General features: G+C 69.7%; 20 protein-coding genes. 13 read left to right on the top strand and 7 right to left on the bottom strand.

Annotated elements, in window-relative coordinates; all coding sequences use genetic code 11:
* Positions 1-3: 3 nt before the first annotated feature.
* Positions 4-894, bottom strand: a complete 891-nt coding sequence (locus RBS60_RS03810; protein ID WP_307956194.1) for a LysR family transcriptional regulator — start codon at positions 892-894, stop codon at positions 4-6.
* A 108-nt stretch (positions 895-1,002) separates the two neighbouring features.
* Here RBS60_RS03810 and RBS60_RS03805 point away from each other — a divergent pair, with 108 nt between their 5' ends.
* From RBS60_RS03805 to RBS60_RS03770, 8 genes are all read left to right on the top strand, one after another.
* Positions 1,003-2,031 carry an amidohydrolase family protein gene (locus tag RBS60_RS03805; protein ID WP_307956193.1) on the top strand — a complete coding sequence of 343 codons (1,029 nt, stop codon included), beginning with the start codon at positions 1,003-1,005 and terminating at the stop codon, positions 2,029-2,031.
* A gap of 15 nt (positions 2,032-2,046) precedes the next feature.
* A complete protein-coding gene (gene ligK / locus RBS60_RS03800) occupies positions 2,047-2,739 on the top strand; it encodes a 4-carboxy-4-hydroxy-2-oxoadipate aldolase/oxaloacetate decarboxylase (protein WP_307956192.1) in 693 nt (230 codons plus the stop codon).
* Positions 2,740-2,741: 2 nt separating this feature from the next.
* Positions 2,742-3,677, top strand: a complete 936-nt coding sequence (locus RBS60_RS03795; RefSeq protein WP_307956191.1) for an amidohydrolase family protein — start codon at positions 2,742-2,744, stop codon at positions 3,675-3,677.
* 1 nt (position 3,678) lies between these two features.
* Positions 3,679-5,076: a protocatechuate 4,5-dioxygenase subunit alpha/beta gene (locus RBS60_RS03790; protein WP_307956190.1), complete on the top strand. Its 1,398-nt coding sequence runs from the start codon at positions 3,679-3,681 to the stop codon at positions 5,074-5,076.
* A gap of 35 nt (positions 5,077-5,111) precedes the next feature.
* Positions 5,112-6,065: a Gfo/Idh/MocA family oxidoreductase gene (locus RBS60_RS03785; protein ID WP_307956189.1), complete on the top strand. Its 954-nt coding sequence runs from the start codon at positions 5,112-5,114 to the stop codon at positions 6,063-6,065.
* Positions 6,062-7,036, top strand: coding sequence for an aldo/keto reductase (locus tag RBS60_RS03780; protein WP_307956188.1), 975 nt, complete (start codon positions 6,062-6,064; stop codon positions 7,034-7,036). The genes RBS60_RS03785 and RBS60_RS03780 overlap by 4 nt, the downstream gene beginning before the upstream one ends.
* The gene (locus RBS60_RS03775) at positions 7,033-7,737 is read left to right on the top strand and encodes a substrate-binding domain-containing protein (protein WP_307956187.1); all 705 of its coding nucleotides are present in this window, start codon (positions 7,033-7,035) and stop codon (positions 7,735-7,737) included. The genes RBS60_RS03780 and RBS60_RS03775 overlap by 4 nt, the downstream gene beginning before the upstream one ends.
* Positions 7,738-7,857: 120 nt before the next feature.
* Positions 7,858-8,235, top strand: coding sequence for a VOC family protein (locus RBS60_RS03770; RefSeq protein WP_307956186.1), 378 nt, complete (start codon positions 7,858-7,860; stop codon positions 8,233-8,235).
* 88 nt (positions 8,236-8,323) lie between these two features.
* Here RBS60_RS03770 and RBS60_RS03765 read toward each other — a convergent pair whose 3' ends face one another.
* The 5 genes from RBS60_RS03765 to RBS60_RS03745 all read right to left on the bottom strand — a co-directional run bounded on the left by RBS60_RS03765 (position 8,324) and on the right by RBS60_RS03745 (position 12,386).
* Positions 8,324-8,521 carry an HAD hydrolase-like protein gene (locus tag RBS60_RS03765; protein ID WP_307956185.1) on the bottom strand — a complete coding sequence of 66 codons (198 nt, stop codon included), beginning with the start codon at positions 8,519-8,521 and terminating at the stop codon, positions 8,324-8,326.
* A 104-nt stretch (positions 8,522-8,625) separates the two neighbouring features.
* The gene (locus RBS60_RS03760) at positions 8,626-9,864 is read right to left on the bottom strand and encodes an MFS transporter (RefSeq protein WP_307956184.1); all 1,239 of its coding nucleotides are present in this window, start codon (positions 9,862-9,864) and stop codon (positions 8,626-8,628) included.
* 2 nt (positions 9,865-9,866) lie between these two features.
* On the bottom strand, positions 9,867-10,676 hold the full coding sequence (locus RBS60_RS03755) for an IclR family transcriptional regulator (RefSeq protein ID WP_307956183.1): 810 nt from the start codon (positions 10,674-10,676) through the stop codon (positions 9,867-9,869).
* Positions 10,677-10,722: 46 nt separating this feature from the next.
* A complete protein-coding gene (locus tag RBS60_RS03750; protein ID WP_307956182.1) occupies positions 10,723-11,538 on the bottom strand; it encodes an HD domain-containing protein in 816 nt (271 codons plus the stop codon).
* 227 nt (positions 11,539-11,765) lie between these two features.
* The gene (locus RBS60_RS03745) at positions 11,766-12,386 is read right to left on the bottom strand and encodes a HutD family protein (protein ID WP_307956181.1); all 621 of its coding nucleotides are present in this window, start codon (positions 12,384-12,386) and stop codon (positions 11,766-11,768) included.
* 132 nt (positions 12,387-12,518) lie between these two features.
* Here RBS60_RS03745 and RBS60_RS03740 point away from each other — a divergent pair, with 132 nt between their 5' ends.
* Together RBS60_RS03740 and RBS60_RS03735 are read left to right on the top strand one after the other, a co-directional pair.
* Positions 12,519-13,535, top strand: coding sequence for a zinc-binding dehydrogenase (locus RBS60_RS03740; protein WP_307956180.1), 1,017 nt, complete (start codon positions 12,519-12,521; stop codon positions 13,533-13,535).
* Between the two features lie 76 nt (positions 13,536-13,611).
* Complete coding sequence (locus tag RBS60_RS03735) at positions 13,612-14,694, top strand: tellurite resistance/C4-dicarboxylate transporter family protein (protein WP_307956179.1); 1,083 nt, start codon at positions 13,612-13,614, stop codon at positions 14,692-14,694.
* A gap of 81 nt (positions 14,695-14,775) precedes the next feature.
* Here the strand turns inward: RBS60_RS03735 and RBS60_RS03730 are convergent, their stop codons facing one another.
* Positions 14,776-16,038, bottom strand: coding sequence for an aromatic acid/H+ symport family MFS transporter (locus RBS60_RS03730; RefSeq protein WP_307956394.1), 1,263 nt, complete (start codon positions 16,036-16,038; stop codon positions 14,776-14,778).
* Between the two features lie 221 nt (positions 16,039-16,259).
* On the opposite strand from RBS60_RS03730, the gene RBS60_RS03725 reads away from it, so the two are divergent.
* From RBS60_RS03725 to RBS60_RS03715, 3 genes are all read left to right on the top strand, one after another.
* Positions 16,260-17,009: an IclR family transcriptional regulator gene (locus RBS60_RS03725; protein WP_307956178.1), complete on the top strand. Its 750-nt coding sequence runs from the start codon at positions 16,260-16,262 to the stop codon at positions 17,007-17,009.
* A 166-nt stretch (positions 17,010-17,175) separates the two neighbouring features.
* Positions 17,176-18,366 carry a 4-hydroxybenzoate 3-monooxygenase gene (locus RBS60_RS03720; RefSeq protein WP_307956177.1) on the top strand — a complete coding sequence of 397 codons (1,191 nt, stop codon included), beginning with the start codon at positions 17,176-17,178 and terminating at the stop codon, positions 18,364-18,366.
* A 194-nt stretch (positions 18,367-18,560) separates the two neighbouring features.
* A complete protein-coding gene (locus tag RBS60_RS03715; protein ID WP_307956176.1) occupies positions 18,561-19,040 on the top strand; it encodes a carboxymuconolactone decarboxylase family protein in 480 nt (159 codons plus the stop codon).
* The last annotated feature ends 116 nt before the right edge of the window (positions 19,041-19,156 follow it).

Genomic DNA, 19,156 nt, shown 5'->3' with positions numbered 1-19,156 from the left:
CCGTCATTCCCGGACGGCATTCAGCACGAGCGAGCGGAACCACCGCTGGGCCGGCGTCAGGCTCGCCTCGCGCCGCGTGTACAGCGACACCGGGGTGCTCTGCGGCGGCCAGGGAAGGTCGGCGATCAGCAGGCCGGGGAACCACCCGCAGAAGACCTCGGCAACGTGCCGCGGCAGAAGGACAGCAAGGTCCGTTGCCTCGAGCACCGCAGGTACCGTCGCATACTCCTCCACTGTCAGCACGACCTGCTGCATGAGCCCGTTGTCCGTGAGCACCTGCAGCGGAAAGACGTGCCCGCCGCGCGCCGAGACCCGCAGGAAGTGTCGACCCGCGAACATGTCGGGGCCGGTCGGCGGCAGGGGGTGCGCCCCCGAGACGAGCGCAACGTACTCGACGGCGCGCACGTGCGAGCGCCACAGCCCCGGGCTGCCGATCATCGACACGGTCATCGCCAGGTCGATGGTTCCCCGGGTGAGCCCATCCTCGACCTGATCCGAATCGAGTCTCTCCACCTGCAGGTGCGGCCGGGCGGCCTCGCGTGCGAGCGCCGTCATGATGGGCGGAAGGAAGGTCTGCTCGCCGATCGAGGTGAGTCCGAGCATCAGTTCGCCGGTGAATCCCGCGGGCTCGAAGGTGTCCGGCTCGTCCACCGTCGCGTCGATCTGCGCGAGCGCCTCGTGGATGGGGCCGAACAACTGGGTCGCCTTCGCGGTCGGCACCATGTCATGCCCCTCGCGCCGGAACAGCTCGTCGCCGAATCGCCCTCGAAGCCGCCGCAGCGTGTAGCTGACGGTCGGCTGCGTCACGTGCAGCCGCTCGGCGACCGCGGTGACGCTGCGCAGTTCGTAGAGCACCACGAAGGTGCGCAGCTGGTTGAGGTCGGTGAACACCATCTATTGATTGTATCTATGCGGGATGCACTCGATATCTATTCGACGCCATGGATGTGATCTGCCTAGCATTGAGGCATACCCGCCTCAACGTGACAAGGACGACACTCGGTGATCATCGATATCCACGGCCATTACACGACGGCGCCGGCCCAGCTGGGCGCTTGGCGCGACCTGCAGATCGCCTTCACGGAAGGGCGGGGTGAGGCTCCCGACCCGGCGGCCCTGACGATCTCCGACGATGACATCCGTGAGACCATCGAGGCCAACCAGCTCAAGCTCATGAACGAGCGCGGCAGCGACATCACGGTCTTCAGCCCTCGCGCCTCCTTCATGGCCCACCACATCGGCGACCTCGAGGTCAGCCAGACCTGGGCGCGGATCTGCAACGACCTGTGCGCCCGGGTGAGCGAGCTCTTCCCCGACCGCTTCCTCATGGGGGCCATGCTGCCGCAGTCCCCGGGCGAGGATCCTGCCACCACGGTCGCCGAGCTGACCCGCGCCGTCGAAGAGCTCGGCGCGGTCACGGTCAACCTCAACCCGGATCCCTCCGGCGGCAAGTGGACGGCCCCGGCGCTGACCGACCGATCCTGGTACCCGGTCTACGAGAAGCTCGTGGAGTACGGCATCCCTGCGATGGTGCACGTGAGCACCTCCTGCAAGCCGGTGTTCCACACCACCGGGGACCACTACCTGAACGCCGACACGACCGCCTTCATGCAGCTGCTCAAGGGCGATCTGTTCCGCGACTTCCCGGACCTCAAGCTCGTCATCCCGCACGGCGGAGGCGCTGTGCCCTATCACTGGGGCCGATTCCGCGGCCTCGCCATGGCGCTCGGCAAGCCGGAGCTCGAAGAGCACCTGCTCAACAACGTCTTCTTCGACACCTGCGTCTACCACCAGCCCGGCATCGACCTGCTCACGAAGGTCATTCCCACCGATAACATCCTGTTCGCCAGTGAGATGATCGGCGCCGTCCGCGACATCGACCCCCGCACCGGCCACTACTTCGACGACACGAAGCGCTACGTCGATGGAACCGAGAACCTGACCGACGCGCAGCGCGCGCAGGTCTTCGAAGGCAATGCCCGCCGCGTGTACCCGCGCCTCGACCGTGCCCTGACGGCGCGCGGTCTGTAAAGAGAAGGAACCCCCATGCGACTGAACAACCTCGGAATCGTCCACACGAACATCGAGCGTCCCGATCCGAAGGACGTCGCCCGCCTCTCCCAGTTCGGCGTGGCGACGATCCACGAGGCGATGGGCCGTGTAGGCCTCCTGCGCCCCTACATCCGCCCCGCCTACACCGGCGCCAAGCTCTGCGGCCCGGCCGTCACCGTGCTGCTGCAGCCCGGCGACAACTGGATGTTCCACGTCGCGGCCGAGCAGGTGCAGGAGGGCGACGTGATCATCGCCGGCTGCACCACGGAGAGTGAGGACGGCTTCTTCGGCGACCTGCTCGCCACCTCGCTGACCGCCCGCGGCTGCAAGGGCCTGGTCATCGACGGAGGAGTCCGGGACGTGGCGGACCTCGAGAAGATGGGCTTCCCGGTCTTTTCGCGGGCCATCAACGCCAAGGGCACGGTCAAGGCCACGCTCGGCTCGGTGAACATCCCGGTCGTCGTGGCGAACGCGCTCGTCAATCCCGGTGATGTTGTCGTCGCGGACGTCGACGGCGTCGTCGTGGTTCCCCGCGAACTCGTCGGCGCGGTCGCCGATGCCAGCCAGAAGCGCGAGGACAACGAAGAGGCGAAGCGAGTGAAGTTCCGCGAGGGCGTGCTCGGCCTCGACATCTACGGCATGCGCGAGCCGCTTGCCGCCGCCGGCCTCGAGTACGTGGAGAACTGACCATGGCGCACGGAGACACCACGGGCGGCTTCGAGAAGTCCGCCGGCTGGCTTGACTGGTACGACGGCCCTGCGACGCCCGCCTTCCGCCTGCCCGACGGCGCGGTCGACGCACACTGCCACGTGTTCGGACCCGGCGCGGAGTTCCCCTACGCTCCGGAACGCAAGTACACGCCCTGCGACGCCTCGGCGGAGCAGCTGTTCGCCCTGCGCGACCACCTCGGCTTCGACCGTAACGTCATCGTGCAGGCGACCTGCCACGGCGCCGACAACCGCGCGCTGGTCGATGCACTGCGCCGCAGCGGAGGGCGGGCGCGCGGCGTCGCCACCGTCCGCCGCGATGTGACGGACGAGCAGCTCGCCGAGCTGCACGAGGCCGGTGTCCGCGGCGTGCGCTTCAACTTCGTCAAGCGCCTCGTCGACAGGGTCCCCACGGACTCGCTCGAGGAGATCGTTGCGAAGATCGCGCCGCTCGGCTGGCACGTGGTGATCTACTTCGAGGCCGAGGACCTGCCCGAGCTGTTCGACTTCTTCTCGAGCATCCCGACCGACCTCGTGGTCGACCACATGGGCCGGCCCGACGTGACCAAGGACCCGAACGGCCCCGAGTTCGAGCTGTTCCTCCGCTTCATGCGGGAGAATCCGAACGTGTGGACCAAGGTCTCGTGCCCGGAGCGTCTGAGCGTCACCGGGCCCCGCGCCCTGGACGGTGAGCAGCACGCCTACACCGACGTGGTGCCGTTCGCCCGCCGCGTGGTCGAGGAGTTCCCCGACCGCGTGCTGTGGGGAACCGACTGGCCCCACCCCAACCTCAAGGACCACATGCCCGACGACGGGCTGCTCGTCGACTACATCCCCCAGATCGCCACGACGCCGGAGCTCCAGCAGCGACTGCTCGTCGACAACCCCCACCGCCTCTACTGGCCCGAAGGAGCATGACATGTCACTCGACAAGCCGTACAAGGACGTTCCCGGCACGATCATCTTCGACGCGGAGATGGCCCGCAAGGGATATCACCTGAACCAGTTCTCGATGTCGCTGATGAAGCCCGAGAACCGCGAGCGCTACCTGGCGGACCGCGAGGCGTACCTCAACGAGTGGCCGCTTTCGCCGAAGCAGCACCAGGCCGTCCTGGACATGGACCTCAACGCCATGATGGCCGAGGGCGGCAACATCTACTTCCTGAGCAAGATCGGCGCCACCCATGGCCTGAGCTTCCAGCAGATGGCCGGCTCCATGACGGGCATGTCCGAGGCCGCCTACCGCGACATGATGATCGGCGGCGGGCGCCGCCCCGAGGGCAACCGCCTCAAGGACCTCGACGGCTGGACGCCGCCGCTGCCGCGCGAGAAGTCCGAGACCATGCGCGAGAACGCCCCGGCGAAGTACACCTCCGCGCTGTTCACCTCGCACGTCCCGGCGATCGGTGCCGCGATGGACCTCGGCAAGACCGAGGAGCCGTACTGGAAGAAGGTCTTCGACGGCTACGAGTGGACCCGCAAGTGGGCCAAGCAGAACACGCCCGACGTCGTCATCCTCGTCTACAACGACCACGCCACGGCGTTCGACTCCTCCATCATCCCCACCTTCGTGCTCGGCACCGGGGAAGAGTACCCCGTGGCCGACGAGGGCTACGGCCCCCGCCCGGTCCCGGACGTGAAGGGCTACCCGGAGTTCGCCGCACACATCGCGCAGTCGGTCATCCAGGACGACTTCGACCTCACCCTCGTCAACGAGATGGTCGTGGACCACGGGCTCACCGTGCCGCTCTCCCTCGTCTTCGGCGACGTCAAGGAGTGGCCGTGCAAGGTCATCCCGCTGGCCGTCAACGTGGTGCAGTACCCGGTGCCCTCCGGACGCCGCTGCTACGAGCTCGGCAAGGCCCTGCGCCGCGCCCTGGACAAGTGGGACGGCCCGGAGCTCAACGTGCAGATCTGGGGCACCGGCGGCATGAGCCACCAGCTCCAGGGCCCGCGCGCCGGTCTCATCAACGAGGAGTGGGACAACGCGTTCCTCGACCACCTCATCGCCGACCCGCTGGGCCTGACCGAGTGGGATCACATGGAGTACGTCGACGAGGCGGGCTCCGAGGGCATCGAGCTCGTGGACTGGCTGATCGCCCGCGGCGCCATGGACGACCAGTTCCACGGCGAGGCTCCCTCCGTCGACCACCGGTTCTACCACGTCCCCGCCTCCAACACCGCGGTCGGGCACCTGGTGATCTCGAACCCGGCCGCACCGCGCGCCGACTTCGCCGACGACGCGGTCATAGCTGAGCCCGCGGATCAGGTGCCGGCCCCCGAGCCCGCGGAGACCGCGGCCGTTCCGAACGCCTGACACTCTCATCCGCCCCCGCTTCTGAGGAGAAACGAATGACCGACAAGATCCGCGTCGCAGTCGTCGGCGCCAATGGTGCCTTCGGCATGAAGCACCTCGACGGCCTGAAGAACATCGAGGACGCCGAGGTGACCGTCGTCTCCGCCACCTCGCAGGAGAAGGCGGACGGCGTCGCCGCCAAGTACGGCGTGGCCAACGCCGTCGTCGGGCTCGACGCCGTGCTCGAGCGCGACGACGTCGACGCCGTCATCCTCGCCACCCCGACCGGCCTGCACGCCTCGCAGACGCAGGAGGTGCTCAAGGCCGGCAAGCACGTGCAGGTCGAGATCCCGCTCGCCGACTCCCTCGCCGACGCCGAGGCGACCCTCGCCGTCGCAGAGGCGTCGGGCCGCGTCGCGATGGTCGGCCACACGCGGCGCTTCAACCCCTCGCACCAGCTGGTGCACAACCGGATCGCGGCGGGCGAGTTCAACGTGCAGCAGATGGACGTGCAGACGTACTTCTTCCGTCGCACGAACACGAACGCCAAGGGCGAGGCGCGCTCATGGACCGACCACCTGCTGTGGCACCACGCCGCTCACACGGTGGACCTGTTCGCGTACCAGGCAGGCAAGATCGTCCAGGCGAACGCCATCCAGGGCCCGATCCATCCCGAGCTCGGCATCGCCATGGACATGTCGATCCAGCTCAAGAGCGAGACCGGGGCGATCTGCACGCTGTCGCTGTCGTTCAACAACGATGGGCCGTTCGGCACCTTCTTCCGCTACATCGGTGATACCGCCACCTACGTTGCGCGCTACGACGACCTGTTCAATGGCAAGGAGGAGCAGATCGACGTGTCGAACGTTGCGGTCAGCATGAACGGCATCGAGCTGCAGGACCGCGAGTTCGTCAGCGCGATCCGCGAGGGGCGCGAGCCGAACTCCTCGATCCGCCAGGTCATCGACTGCTACCGCGTGCTCGGTGCGCTCGAGGAGCAGCTCGCGTGATCCTGCCGAAGATCGGCCTCGGCTGCATGTCGCTGAGCCACGCCTACGGGGTTCCTCCGTCGGTCGAGGACGGTCTGGCGTTCCTGCGCTCGGCGCTCGACGAGGGCGTGCGCATGCTCGACACCGCGACGCTCTACGGCGGTGGCCGCAACGAGGAGCTGGTCGGGCAGGCGATCGCCGGGCGCCGCGACGAGCTGCTGCTGGCCAGCAAGGGCGGCATGGCGATGGTCGACGGCGTCAAGGTGATCGACGGGCGACCGGAGACGCTGCGCGCACAGGTCGACGCGTCGCTCGGGCGCCTCGGCGTCGACCACATCGACCTGTACTACCTGCACCGCTGGGACAAGCAGGTGCCGATCGGGGAGAGCGTTGGTGCGCTTGCTCAGATGGTGACCGCCGGAAAGATCGGTGCCATCGGGCTCTCCGAGGTGTCCGTGCAGCGTTTGCGCGAGGCGCAGGCCGTCGCTCCCATCGCCGCGGTGCAGAACGAGTACTCGCTGTGGAGCCGCAACCCCGAGCTCGGCATGCTCGAGGCGACTCGCGAGGGCGGGGTCGCCCTGGTGGCGTTCTCGCCCCTCGCGAGGGGCTTCCTCAGCGATGGCTTCGACGACCCGGCGGAGTTCGCGCCGAAGGACATCCGGCGCGGGATGCCGCGATTCCAGCCGGAGCACTGGCCCGCCAACGCCTCCCTGCTGCCTCAATGGCGGGCTCTGGCCGCCGAGGCCGGCTGCACTCCGGGGCAGCTCGCACTCGCGTGGGTGCTCTCGCGGGGTGAGCACGTGGTGGCGATCCCTGGCACGACGCGCGCGGATCACCTCCGCGAGAACCAGGCGGCCGCCGACCTCTCGATCGATGCTGACCTGCTCGACCGCGCAGGTCACCTCATCGGAACGTCCACCGTGTCGGGTCCGCGCTATGGGGCCGCTGCATCCCGCGAGGTCGACGCCGAGGCCTTCGAGGACGCCGCATGAGGGCGATCTCGTCGATGGCCACCCGCCACGTGCTCGCGGATCTGAAGGCGGCGGCCGTAGCGGCCGGCTTGCCCGCGGTGGAGGTCGAGTCGGTCGGCGGCGTGGATGCGGCCAAGCGCGTGGCGGAGGGTGAGCGGCTGGACCTGGTGTTCCTCGCCGTCGACGCGCTGCAGCGGCTCGCCGATGACGGGCATGTCGTGGTCGGTTCGGTGACTCCGCTCATGCTGTCGCAGGTCGCGGTGGCCGTTCGGTCCGAGTCCGATGAGCCCGCAACCCATGATGGCGCCTACGCGTTCCCGGACGCCGCGGGGCTGCGCGAGGCTCTGCAGCAGGCCGCCCGCATTGGCTACTCGACCGGTCCCAGCGGCGTCGCGCTCGTAAAGATGATCGACGGCTGGGGCCTTGGCGAAGAGCTCGGGGAGCGGATGGTTCGGGCGCGTCCGGGCATTCCGGTCGCCCGCTCGCTCGCCGAGGGCGAGGTGGACCTCGGGTTCCAGCAGCTCAGCGAGCTCGTGGGGCAGCCCGGCGTTCGCATCCTCGGGGTACTGCCGCCTGACTGCGCGATCGACACCGTCTTCGGCGGCGCGGTTGCGGCGACGTCGGGCGATCCTGCTGGGGCGTTCGAGGTGCTGCGGTTCTTCGCGTCGGAGGCCGCGGCTCCGATCGTGGCCGCGCACAGCTTCGCGCCGGCCGGCTCGTAGCGCAGACGAACAGCAGCCTGACGCAGTCTGAGCTGCTGCTCGCAGCTCGCGTGAGCGGACGACGACGGGTGCGCACTCGCCGTCGTCCGCCCCGCCGCCCGGCTCCGTACACTGGCCGTCATGGTATCCCGCATCAGCGAACTCGTCCTCAAATGCGCCGACCCCGAGCTCCTCGCGCGCTTCTGGAGCGAGGTGCTCGGGTACGTGGAGATCGACCGGGACGGCGGCCTGATCGAGATCGGCCCGCCCGGAGCCGGCTTCGGCGGGCTCCAGCCGACCATCCTCCTCATGCCCAGCACCGACCCACGTGCCACGAGGCTCCAGCTGCACATCGACGTCAACCCTGTGGACCGCGACCAGGACGCCGAACTGGAGCGGCTGCTCGCCCTCGGCGCCAGCCAACTCGACATCGGGCAGGGCGCGGAGGCGCAGTGGCAGGTGCTTGCGGATCCCGAGGGCAATGAGTTCTGCCTCCTGCGCAGGCGGCTCGAAACCTGAGGATGGTGTGCCCGCGGGCTGCGGCGCGCCGGGGACATCTCGCGTCGGTCCGCCCCGCCGGACCTGCGCGCGGCCGTCCGCCGACCATCTAGGCCAGGAGTGCCGGGAGGTCGCGGACGCCGTCCACGATGTAGGTGTGCGGGTGCACCTCGAGGTCGGCGCGGCCCAGCTTGCCCGTGAGGACGCCTACGGCGGTGACACCGACGCGGGTCGCCGCGAGGAGGTCGTTCACGGTGTCGCCCGCGGCGAGGACCTCCCTCACGTCCTGGACGCCCGTGCGCTCCATCGCCCTATGGATCATGTACGGTGCAGGCCGCCCGGCGGCGACCTCGTCGGAGCACACGTCCTCGCGATCGAGGCCATCGCGGCCTTCCTGCGGAGGCTCCTCGCTCAGTAGCCAGGCCGCTCGCCGCGGCGACTGAACCCGCTGCCTGCCACCACGAGGCCGACGGCGAGCAGCAGCCCCGCGACCCCGCTCACCAGCAGCGGCACCTGGCCGGCATCGCCCCACGCGAGCCCGGCCCAGATGCCGGCGACGAGGATGCCCCCGCCCGTGAGGCCCTGGAACAGGCCCTGCGCCCGGCCCTGGAGCCCGGCGGGAGCGAGGCTCGACACCCAGGCCTTGCCCACGCCGTCGGTGGCTGCCGCGAACCCGCCGTACACGATCAGGACGGGGAACACCCACACCGGGTCGCCGATGAGCCCGAGCCCGAGGTACCCCACAGCGAAGCACACGAGCCCCAACGCGTACACGCGGTACCGCGGGATCCGGTCGGACAGGGCGCCGGCCGGGTAGGAGAGCGCCGCGTACGCGACGTTGTAGAGGATGTACGCCCCGATCACGCCCTCGGTCGAGAGCCCGAGATCATGCGCACGCAGCAGCAGGAGCGCATCCGGGAAGTTCACGAGCGAGAACACCGTGAGCCCCGCGATCAGCAGCCGCAGCCTGGGCGGGAGCCCCGGCGGTGCGTCCCGCCCGGGGGAGGCGGACGACGCCGCGAGCCCACCCGCCGTCGTCCGTTCCGGTACCGTGCGGACGACGGCGGCGGGCACCTTGCGCTTCTCCCGCACCGCCGCGACGAGCAGCACCGAGAGCACCGCCGGGATCACCGCCACCCACAGGAGCGGCGGAATCTGGCGGCTGAAGGCCTCATACAGCACAAGGCCGACCGCGGGACCCACCACGGCGCCGAGCGTGTCCGCCATCCGGTGGAATCCGAAGATCCGCCCGCGGTACGCGGGGTCTGCGTCCTCCATCAGGAGGACGTCCCGCGGGGCGCCGCGGATGCCCTTCCCCAGGCGGTCCACGCCCCGCGCCGCGAGCACGAGCGGCCACGAGGAGGCTAAAGCGATCATGAGCTTGCCCACCGCGGCCAGCCCGTAGCCGAGGCCGATGAGGGGACGCTTGCGGTACCGGTCGGAGAGCCGCCCCGCCGCGAGCTTGGTCAGCGAGGCGATGCCTTCGGCCACGCCCTCGACGGCGCCGACCACAGCCGGGGGCGCACCCAGCACCACCGTGAGGAAGATCGGCATGATCGGGTAGAGCAGCTCGCTCGCGGCGTCCTGGAAGAAGCTCACCCCGGAGAGGGTCCCGACGTTGCGCGTGAGCCAGCGGGGGCGGCGCGCCACGCCTAGCTCCCGATCCCCGCGCTCGCGCGGAGCGTCTCGAGCGGGATATGCGCTGTGGCCCGTTCGATCTGAGCCGAGATCCCGCGGAGCGTGGGGAGATGGCGGCGCATCGTGCCCGCGTTCGAGGAGAGGACCACGAGGCCCAGTCCAGCACCGATCCGGCCCGTGTGGAAGACCGGCACGGCGATCGACGCCGAACCCAGCCGGACCTCCTCGGCCGTGGTCGCATACCCCTGCTCGCGGATCTGCGCGAGTTCCTCCGCGAGCCGGGCGGGGTTGACGTGCGTGTATGCGGTTGGCTGCTCGAGGTGCCGGTTGAAGTAGGCGTCGCGGACCCAGTCCTCCTCGAACGCGAGGATCACCTTGCCCACGGCCGTGGCATGCATCGGCAGCCGCCCGCCCACGCGCGAGGCCCGCGGGACCCGCTTCGTGCCGTAGACGCGGTCGATGTACAGGACTTCGTGGCCCTCCCGGATCGCGAGGTGCGCGGTCTCGCCGGTGAGGGAGAAGAGGTCCTGGACGTACGGGTGTGCAGTGTCCCGCAGTGCGCGGCCGGCGTTCTGGCCGAGCTCCCACAGGCGGATGCCGAGCTGGATGCGGCCCTGCGAGTCCCGGGCGAGGGCGCCGGATTCGACGAGTTCGCCGACGAGACGGTGCGTGGTGCTCAGCGGAAGGCCGGCCGTCTCGGCGAGTTCGGAGAGGCTCAGCGACCGACGGCCGGATTCGAACGCGAACAGGAGCGCGAGGACCTTGGACGTGACGCTGCGGCCCGGCTCGTTGCTGCCGCCCGCCATCGTCGCCTCCTCGGCCATGCCTGGTTCCGCGTGATTCTGCGGCCCATATTCTGCGAGGCCGCGGCTAGGGCAACTCTAGCGCCACCCTCTCGGGCCACAGATTCGCCGACTCGATGGCCGCGAGGCCGCGCGCGAGGGCCTTGGCGGCGTCGGTGAACAGGTGCGCGTGGACCCGCGAGCTGCACAGCAGCAGCGCCTGGCCGCGGTCGAGCCCGAACCAGTCCATGACGGTGTCGAGGCCGTGCGGTGTGAGCCGCCACGTCTTGTCGGCGTCCTTGACGATTGCGTCCTCGATCGAGAGGGCCTCGCGGCGCGAATCGTGGCCATCGATGATCTCGACGATCCGGGCCGTCCGTTCCTCCGGCACCCCGGCCTCTGCGAGGATCGCCCGGGCGAGCCTCGCGCCCTCCTTCTCGTGCAGGAGCACGAGGTCTTCCCGTCCGCCGCCGGGCGCGATCGCCTCGAGCACCTCGTCCGGCGGAACCTTCGACCAGCCGATGTCATGCAGCATGATCGCGGGCAGGACCACCCCCGCGTCGGCCTCCGGATGCGCCGCGAGCAGCGACTGCGCGATCGCCACGGCATACAGGGTGTGCGCATCGTTGCTGCGCACGTCCAGATGCACGACGGCGCGTGGCCAGATCCGCGCGAGCTCGCCGTCGAGTTCGGGGTCACCGCCAAGCTCGGGGTCACCGCCCGGCTCGTTGTCGCCGTCGAGCTCGCCGTCATCGGCTGTGCGCGAGGGCCGATCGATGCCAGAGGATCTCGATGCACCGGAGAACCCGCCGGCGAGGCCGAAGACGCCCTCCGCGGAGGCAGGGATGGACGACGTGACGTCCCTGCCGACCTGGTTGGAGGTCGGCGTGCGCTTGAGGCTCATGGGCCTAGTGGACCGCACCCCCGCCGCCCGCGCCACACGCGACTTCCACTGGACGGAAGCCCGCGCCGACTGCGTCCGGACTAGGGCCTCCGCGGGGTATCTCTCTCCGGTGAGGTAACGCCATGCCCCCGGCCCATGGCGTTACTCCGCGGCAGAGGTACCTTCGCCCGCAAGGAGGTGACCCCGCATCGTTGGGAGGTGACTCCGCATCGTTGGGAGGTGAGCCCTCAAGCCTCGCCGGCGTCGGTGTCAGCGGCATCCACGGACACTACGGCCAGGAACCCTCGCCCGCTCACAGCCGGTGCAGGTTCCCCACCGACCACGGCGTCGTACCGCGCGAGGGGAGTGGCGCCGTCGTCCGCTGCATTCCCGACGCCCGAGGCGACGGCCTCGCCCTGGAGCAGAACCCCGAGCTGGCCCGCCGAGAGGGGCAGCGGGCGCTTCTTCGAGAGCTCGAGGATCGTCACGTGCCCCGTGAACGAGCCGCGTCGCGTGATGAGGTTGAGGTCGCGGATCGATCCGGTGGGCAGGACCGCGCTCGCGGGCGCGCCGCCGTCGAACCGGAAGGGCCGGTGGCGTTCGAGCCCGTGCTCGTGCCCGTCCACGGTCAGGACCATGAGCTCGCCCTCGATCACGGTCAGGATGCGTTCCATGCCGTCGAATGAAGAGAAGTCGCCGGCCCGATCCACGTCGGCGATGCTCAGGCGCCACCCCCAGTCCCCGGAGGTGCTCTCCCCATCTTCGCCGGCGACTTCCGGCCCGCGGGCGAGCTCGACCGTTGTCCCTCCGCCGTTCTTCCAGCGGACGGGGCGCAGGTCGGCGAAGCGGATGATGCGGGGCTCGGACATGGGGCGCCTTCCTCGACGGGTCACTCCAAGGCTACGCGGCACGCGCCGCCGGATGTTTCCCTCGCCCGGCTATGATCCACTCGGCGGTGGGGCCTGACGGCTCGCGCCCGGGACCGGAGCACGGAGGGTGGCATGAAGCAGGCAGTGATCATCGGTGTTGGTGGGCCCGAGCGGCTGACCCTCCGCGAGGCACCCGACCCGATGCCGCGCGGCAGCGAGGTCCGGATCCGCACGCTTGCCTGCGGAGTCAACTTTGCGGACGTTCTCGCCCGCAAGGGGTTCTACCCGGATGTGTCCCGCTTCCCGGCGGTCGTCGGATACGAGGTCGCCGGAGTCGTGGACGCCGTCGGGCCGGACGCGGATCCGCGCTGGGATGGGCGAGACGTGGTTGCCCTCACGCACTTCGGCGGGTACTCAGACACGGTGTGCGTCCCGCAGCAGCAGGTGTTCGACAAGCCGGCCGGACTCTCCCACGAACAGGCGGCCTCCGTCCCGGTGAACTACCTCGCGGCGTGGCAGCTCCTGGTGGTCATGGGCTCGCTCTCCGCGGACGAGACCGTGCTGATCCACAACGCGGGCGGGGGAGTCGGGCTCGCGGCCGTGGACATCGGCCGGCACGTCGGGGCGCGGATGATTGGCACCGCCAGCGCGCGCAAGCATGAGTTCCTCCAGGGCCGGGGCGTCCACGAGACTATCGACTACACCACGCAGGACTGGGTCGCGGAGACCAAGGCCCTGACCGGGGGCCGGGGCGTCGAGCTCGTTGTTGACCCGTTCGGAGGGCGGCACTGGAAGCAGAGCTACGGCGTGCTGCGCTCCACCGGGCGGCTCGGGATGTTCAGTGTCTCCGGCGCGGTCTCCTCGAGGCTGCCCGGGAAGCTCGGCCTCCTCGCGCTCGTGGCGCGGCAGCCGCTGTTCAACCCGATCCCGCTCATGAACCGGAACCTCGGTGTGTTCGGCGTGAACGTGGGCCACCTGTTCAGCGAGACCGACAAGGTTCGTGGATGGATGGACGCGCTCCTGCAGGGCGTCGAGGACGGCTGGGTGCGCCCGCACGTGGACCGCACGTTCCCCCTCGCCTCCGCTGGCGAGGCCCACGCCTACCTCGAGGCCCGGCGCAACACCGGCAAAGTGGTCCTGGTTCCCTGATCTTGTCCGGGGAGGCCGGGCACCACAGGACCTGCGGCCCCAACACGCATGGCGGATGCCACTTAGGCTGGGAGCCATGACCGCCGCCGTCCATGCCCCGGGTTCCCCGGTCTCCTTCGCCTCCCGCGTCGCCGAGGCGGTGCAGACCCTCACACCCGGGTATTTCGCCCTCACGATGGCGAGCGGGATCATCTCGGTGGGCCTCGAGCTCGAGGGGATCCACTGGCTCTCTGCGGCGCTGCTCGTGGTCTGCGCGGTCTCCTACGCGGTGATCCTCGTACTGAGCCTCGTTCGCCTGGTGCGCTTCCGCGAGGCGATGCGCCACGACTTCATGGACCCCGGCCGCGCGTTCGGTTTCTTCACGTTCATCGCGGGTACCGACGTTCTCGGCGTGCGGCTGGGGATGGCTGGCTGGCCGAGTGCGACAGCGGTGCTGCTCGCCGTTGCCGTGCTCGCGTGGGTGGTGCTCGGTTACGTGGTGCCCTGGACGGCCGTGCTGGGCCGCGACGAGCGGCCCGTGGTCAAGGATGCCAACGGGACGTGGTTCATCTGGGTCGTTGCGAGCCAGTCGGTGGCCGTCGCCTCAGCCTCCCTCGAGCCCCTCGCCGGTTCGGAGTGGCGCGCGGCCCTCGCCCTGGTGGCCGTAGTGGCGTGGTCGGTCGGACTCATCCTGTACGCCGCCGTGGGCATCTTCGTCTCGCTGCGCCTCATGACCTATCCCATACGGCCGGAAGACCTTCGCCCGCAGTACTTCGTGGCCATGGGCGCGATGGCCATCAGCGTCCTTGCGGGGGCGCGGATCGTGGAGATGGCCGGCGCGCCCATGGTCGACGCGACCCGGGGCCTCGTGGCAGGTTCCTCGGTGGTGTTCTGGTCCTTCGCCTCCTGGCTGTTCCCCGTGCTGCTGGCGGCCGGCTGGTGGCGGCACATCATCCACCGCGTGCCTCTCGCCTACGAGCCCGGGCTGTGGAGCGTCATCTTCCCCCTCGGCATGTATGCCGTAGCGGGCATCTACCTGGGACGGGCGGACAGCCTGCCCATTGTCGCGTTCATCGGCCGGGCGGAGCTCTGGGTGGCCGTGGCGGCGTTCCTGGCCACGTTCGGCGGGATGCTCTGGCACCTGTGGGCCACGCTCGTTCGGCCTCGCGTGAGGGATTGACGTTCCGTCAGGCACAACCCACGCGCGCTGGGGCCAGGAAACGGCCCACCAGCGGCGTGAGTTGTGCCTGACGGAACGCGCCTACGCGTCCTTGCGCCCCTGCACCACGTGCGGCACGGCAACGAGCGCGAGCACAGCCAGCACCGCCGCGGCCGCGAAGACGTAGAAGCCCCACGGGTAGGCGATGCCGAGTGCCACGAGCGTGCCGGTGACGGCCGGGCCGAGGATCGCGCCGAGCCGCCCGACGCCGGCCGAGAATCCGAGCGCAGTGCCCCGCAGGTGCGCGGGGAAGATCTGCGACACCCACGCGTACACGAGCACCTGCGCGCTGAACACGAACACGCCCGTGACGAACACGGCCGCGTTGAGCAGGATCTCGTTCTGCATCTTCACGCTCAGCACCGCGAGGAGCACCGCCGAGACGCCGAACCACAGCAGCACCACGCGCTTCGCGCCGTGCCTGTCGGCGAGCCACCCGGCGAGGACGAGCCCCGCCACCGCGCCCAGGTTGAGCACGAGCAGCAGCGTGAGCGACGAGCTCAGCGAGTACCCGGCCTCGGCCATGAGGGTCGGCAGCCAGGTGTTGAGCCCGTACACGAGCAGCAGCCCCATGAACGAGGCCACGGCGATCCCCAGCGCCACGAGCGGGTACGGCTTCTGCAGGAGGCTACGGTAGCCGAGCTTCTCGGCCTTGGCTGCCTGCGCGTTCGCCGCGGCCGCCTGCGCGTTCGCCGCGGCCGCCGGTGAGACCGGCGCCGCCGCCGTGTCGCCGGCGTCGAGCGCGGAACCCGTCGCGGGCGCCGGCTCGGCGGCCGGGCTGGCAGCGGAGGGCAGGGACTCGGGGAGTTTGGCCCACAGGAACGGGACGAGGACGAGGCCTGCCACGCCGCCGACGATGAACATGACGCGCCAGTTCGGGATGACGAGGAGCGCGAGGAACGCGGTCGCGACGGCCCCGACATGGTAACCGGTCATGGTGCGCGTGGTGTTGGACGCGCCGGAGCCGGCCTTGGCGTAGTCGGCCATGTAGGCGAGGGCCGCGGGCAGGCACGCGCCGAGGCCGAGCCCGGCGAGCAGGCGGAATCCGCTGAACAGCGCCACATTGGGCGCGATGACCACGGCGAGGGTGAAGACGGAGAACCAGGCGACGCACGCGATCAGCAGGCGGCGCCGGCCGAATCGGTCCGAGAGCGGTGCGATGAACAGCGCGCCCAGGCCCACGCCGACGAGGGAGATCGTTGCGGCGAGCGTTGCGCCGACGGGGTCGAAGCCGAGCTCATGGGACTTGAGGAGGGTGGGGATCACTGCTCCGAGAACCACGAGGTCGAAGCCGTCGAGGACCATCGCGGACCAGCAGAGCCAGACAGGCCACTGGGAACGCGTGATCGCCGTGGTGCGGGCGAGGGATGTGGACATTGCTACCTCGGGGGTCAAGGAGGGCACGGCGGTGCCTGGACGTGAGAGTTCTATCACCGATCGGTATGATCTCAGGCACGTGAGACCATTGAATGGAATCTGGAGGGTCCGCGCCGGGCTGAAAGCCGAGGCGGAGGAAGGGGAGCGGCATGGCCAACTCGGAGTCGGGCGACTCGGTCGTGGACCGCGTGGTGCGCGTCCTCGAGGCGTTCCCCGAGGGGGTCAGCTCGCTCCCGCTCGGGGAGCTCGCGGCCCGCGCGGGGCTGCCGCTCACGAGCGCCCACCGGCTCGTGCGGCAGCTCGCCGAGCACCGCCTCCTCGAGCAGGCGCCCGGCGGGAAGGTGCAGCTGGGCCTGCGCCTGTGGGAGCTCGTGAACCGCAACTCGCCCACGCTCGTGCTGCGGCAGGCGGCCTTGCCGTTCATGGACGACATCCATCAGGTGCTCAACCAGAACGTAAATCTCGCGGTGCTCCAGGGCGACGACGTGCTGTTCGTCGAACGCCTCTCGCGCCGCGGATCCGTGGCGAACAGGGCCAAGGTGGCCGGCCGCATGCCGGTGCACATCTCCTCGGCGGGCGTGGCCCTCATGTCCGCCCAACCGCCCCACGTCCAGGCTGCCTACCTCGCCCGGTTCCGCGATCCGGCCGGCAAGACGACCACCGACCACGTGCGTCAGGTCCTCGCCGCCGCCTCGAGCCACGGGTACGCCGAACTCGCCGGAGTGGTGGACCCCGACACCTGGGGAATTGCGGTTCCCATCCACGACCGCCAGCGGCAAGCGGTGGCGGCGATCGGCGTCGTCGTGCCTCTCGCCGAGGCGCGGATGCAGCAGCTGGTGCCGGCGTTGAGGACGGCCGCGCGGGGTATCGGGCGTCAGCTCGGCGCGCCGGGCACGTAGGGCGCACGACGGCGGAGCGCGGCTCTCGGTTTGAACTTGCTATTCCGATCAACGGAATTGGCTTCGCGCGGGGGAGCGAGCGGCGTCACACTCGAATGAGACGCACGCCGCAGCGGATCCCGCCGGCTGGCTCCGTTTTTCCCGAATTTTCCTGAAAGGACCGATCATGGGCGATCGCACCGTCATCACCACCCAAGTCGCCATCATGGGCGCCGGGCCCGCGGGCCTCATGCTCTCGCACCTCCTGCACCAGGCGGGCATCGACAACACGGTCGTGGAGATCCGCTCCCGCGCGGAGATCTCGGCGACGATCCGCGCCGGCATCCTCGAGGCGGGGAGCGTGGACCTGCTCGTGCAGTCCGGGGTGGACAACGTGCTCCGGAACGGCCACGAGCACGAGGGCACCGAGTTCCGCGTCAACGGCGAGGGTCACCGCATCGACTTCAAGGGGCTCACGGGCAGCTCGGTGTGGCTCTACCCGCAGAATGACGTGTTCGACGACCTCGCAGCGCGCCGTGAGGCCGACGGCGGCGACGTGCGCTACTCGTGCTCGAACACCGATGTCTACGACCTGCTCGGCAGGCCCTCGGTGTTCTTCACGGACTCCGAGGGTACGGACTTCGAGCTGCGCGCAGAGATCCTTGTCGGCGCTGACGGCTCGCGCTCGTACTGCCGCCGCCAGGTCCCCGAAGCCAGCCGCAAGACGTACTTCAACGAGTACCCGTTCGCCTGGTTCGGCATCCTCACCGAGGCCCCGCGCAGCTCGCCCGAGCTCATCTACGCGAACTCCGAGCACGGCTTCGCGCTCATCAGCCAGCGTACCGACACGGTGCAGCGCATGTACTTCCAGTGCGACCCGTCCGCCAACCCCGCGGACTGGACCGACGAGCAGATCTGGGAGCAGCTGCGCCTGCGCGTCAACGGCAACGGCTTCGAGCTCAAGGAGGGGCCCGTCACGGACAAGGTCGTGCTGCCGTTCCGCTCGTTCGTCCAGGCGCCGATGCGCCACGGCAACCTGTTCCTCGCGGGCGACGCCGCCCACACCGTCCCGCCGACCGGTGCCAAGGGCCTCAATCTGGCCCTGCATGACATGCGCCTGCTGTTCGAGAGCCTCGACTCGTACTTCAAGTCCGGCTCGACGGCGCTGATCGACACCTACTCGGACCGCGCGCTGGACCGCGTGTGGAAGGCGCAGTACTTCTCCTACTGGATGACGACGCTCCTGCACACCGTCCCGACCGAGACGAACCACGAGTTCTTCCGTGCCCGCCAGCTCGGTGAGCTCCGCTCGCTGCTCGAGTCCGAGCGCGGCCGCGCCTACATCGCCGAGTGCTACACGGGGTGGCCGACCAAGTAGCCTGCGCCCGCGACGCCCGTGGCGCCCCGCCACCTTCGTTGTTGAGGGGTCTCTGGCGCCCCATTGAGGGGTCTCCGGTCTGACCGGAGACCCCTCAAGCGCGTGCCAGAGACCCCGCAACAGCGAGGGAGGCCCGTGAGGCATCTGTGTCGTGAGTTGCAGTTCCGGTCCGGGTTGCGCGCCATGATGGGTCCATGACGAACTCCGCCCTCGATCTCGACGACGAGCCCGCGTTCTATCTCGACAAGGCCAACCCGACGGTCTGGAAGGCGCTCGTCGCCTTCCGGACCACGGTCCACGAGGCGACCGACGCCGCGGGGCTGCCTCGCGACGTCGTCGAACTCCTGAGCCTGCGCATCTCGCAGATCAACCGCTGCACCTATTGCCTGGATCTCCACGGGCGCCAGGCCGCCGAGGCGGGCGTGCCGGTCCGCAAGCTCAACGTCCTGCCCGCCTGGCGCGAAGCCGGCATCTTCACGGTGCTCGAACGTGCTGCCCTCGACATCGCCGAGGCCGTCACCCTGCTCCCGGACGACGACGAGCGTGTTGCGGTCCTCGCCGGTGCCCGCGCTGAACTGGGGGACGAGCGGTTCTCTGCCCTCTGTTGGGCGGCCATCTCGATGAACACGTTCAACCGCCTCTCGATCGTGAGCCGCCACAAGATCAAGCCCTAACCCCTTCGCCGAGGTCACCCCGTGTGCGCCCGAGATCACCCCGTGTGGGGCCGAGGTCACGCCGTGTGGGGCCGAGGTCACCCCGTGTGGCGCTGAGGTCACCCGTTGGCGTGTCA

This window comes from Sinomonas sp. ASV486, from assembly GCF_030908215.1.
In the GTDB taxonomy this organism is placed as follows: domain Bacteria; phylum Actinomycetota; class Actinomycetes; order Actinomycetales; family Micrococcaceae; genus Sinomonas; species Sinomonas puerhi.
The sequence above is the reverse complement of the archived record's forward strand: the minus strand, read 5'-3'. Positions and strand labels throughout refer to the sequence as shown.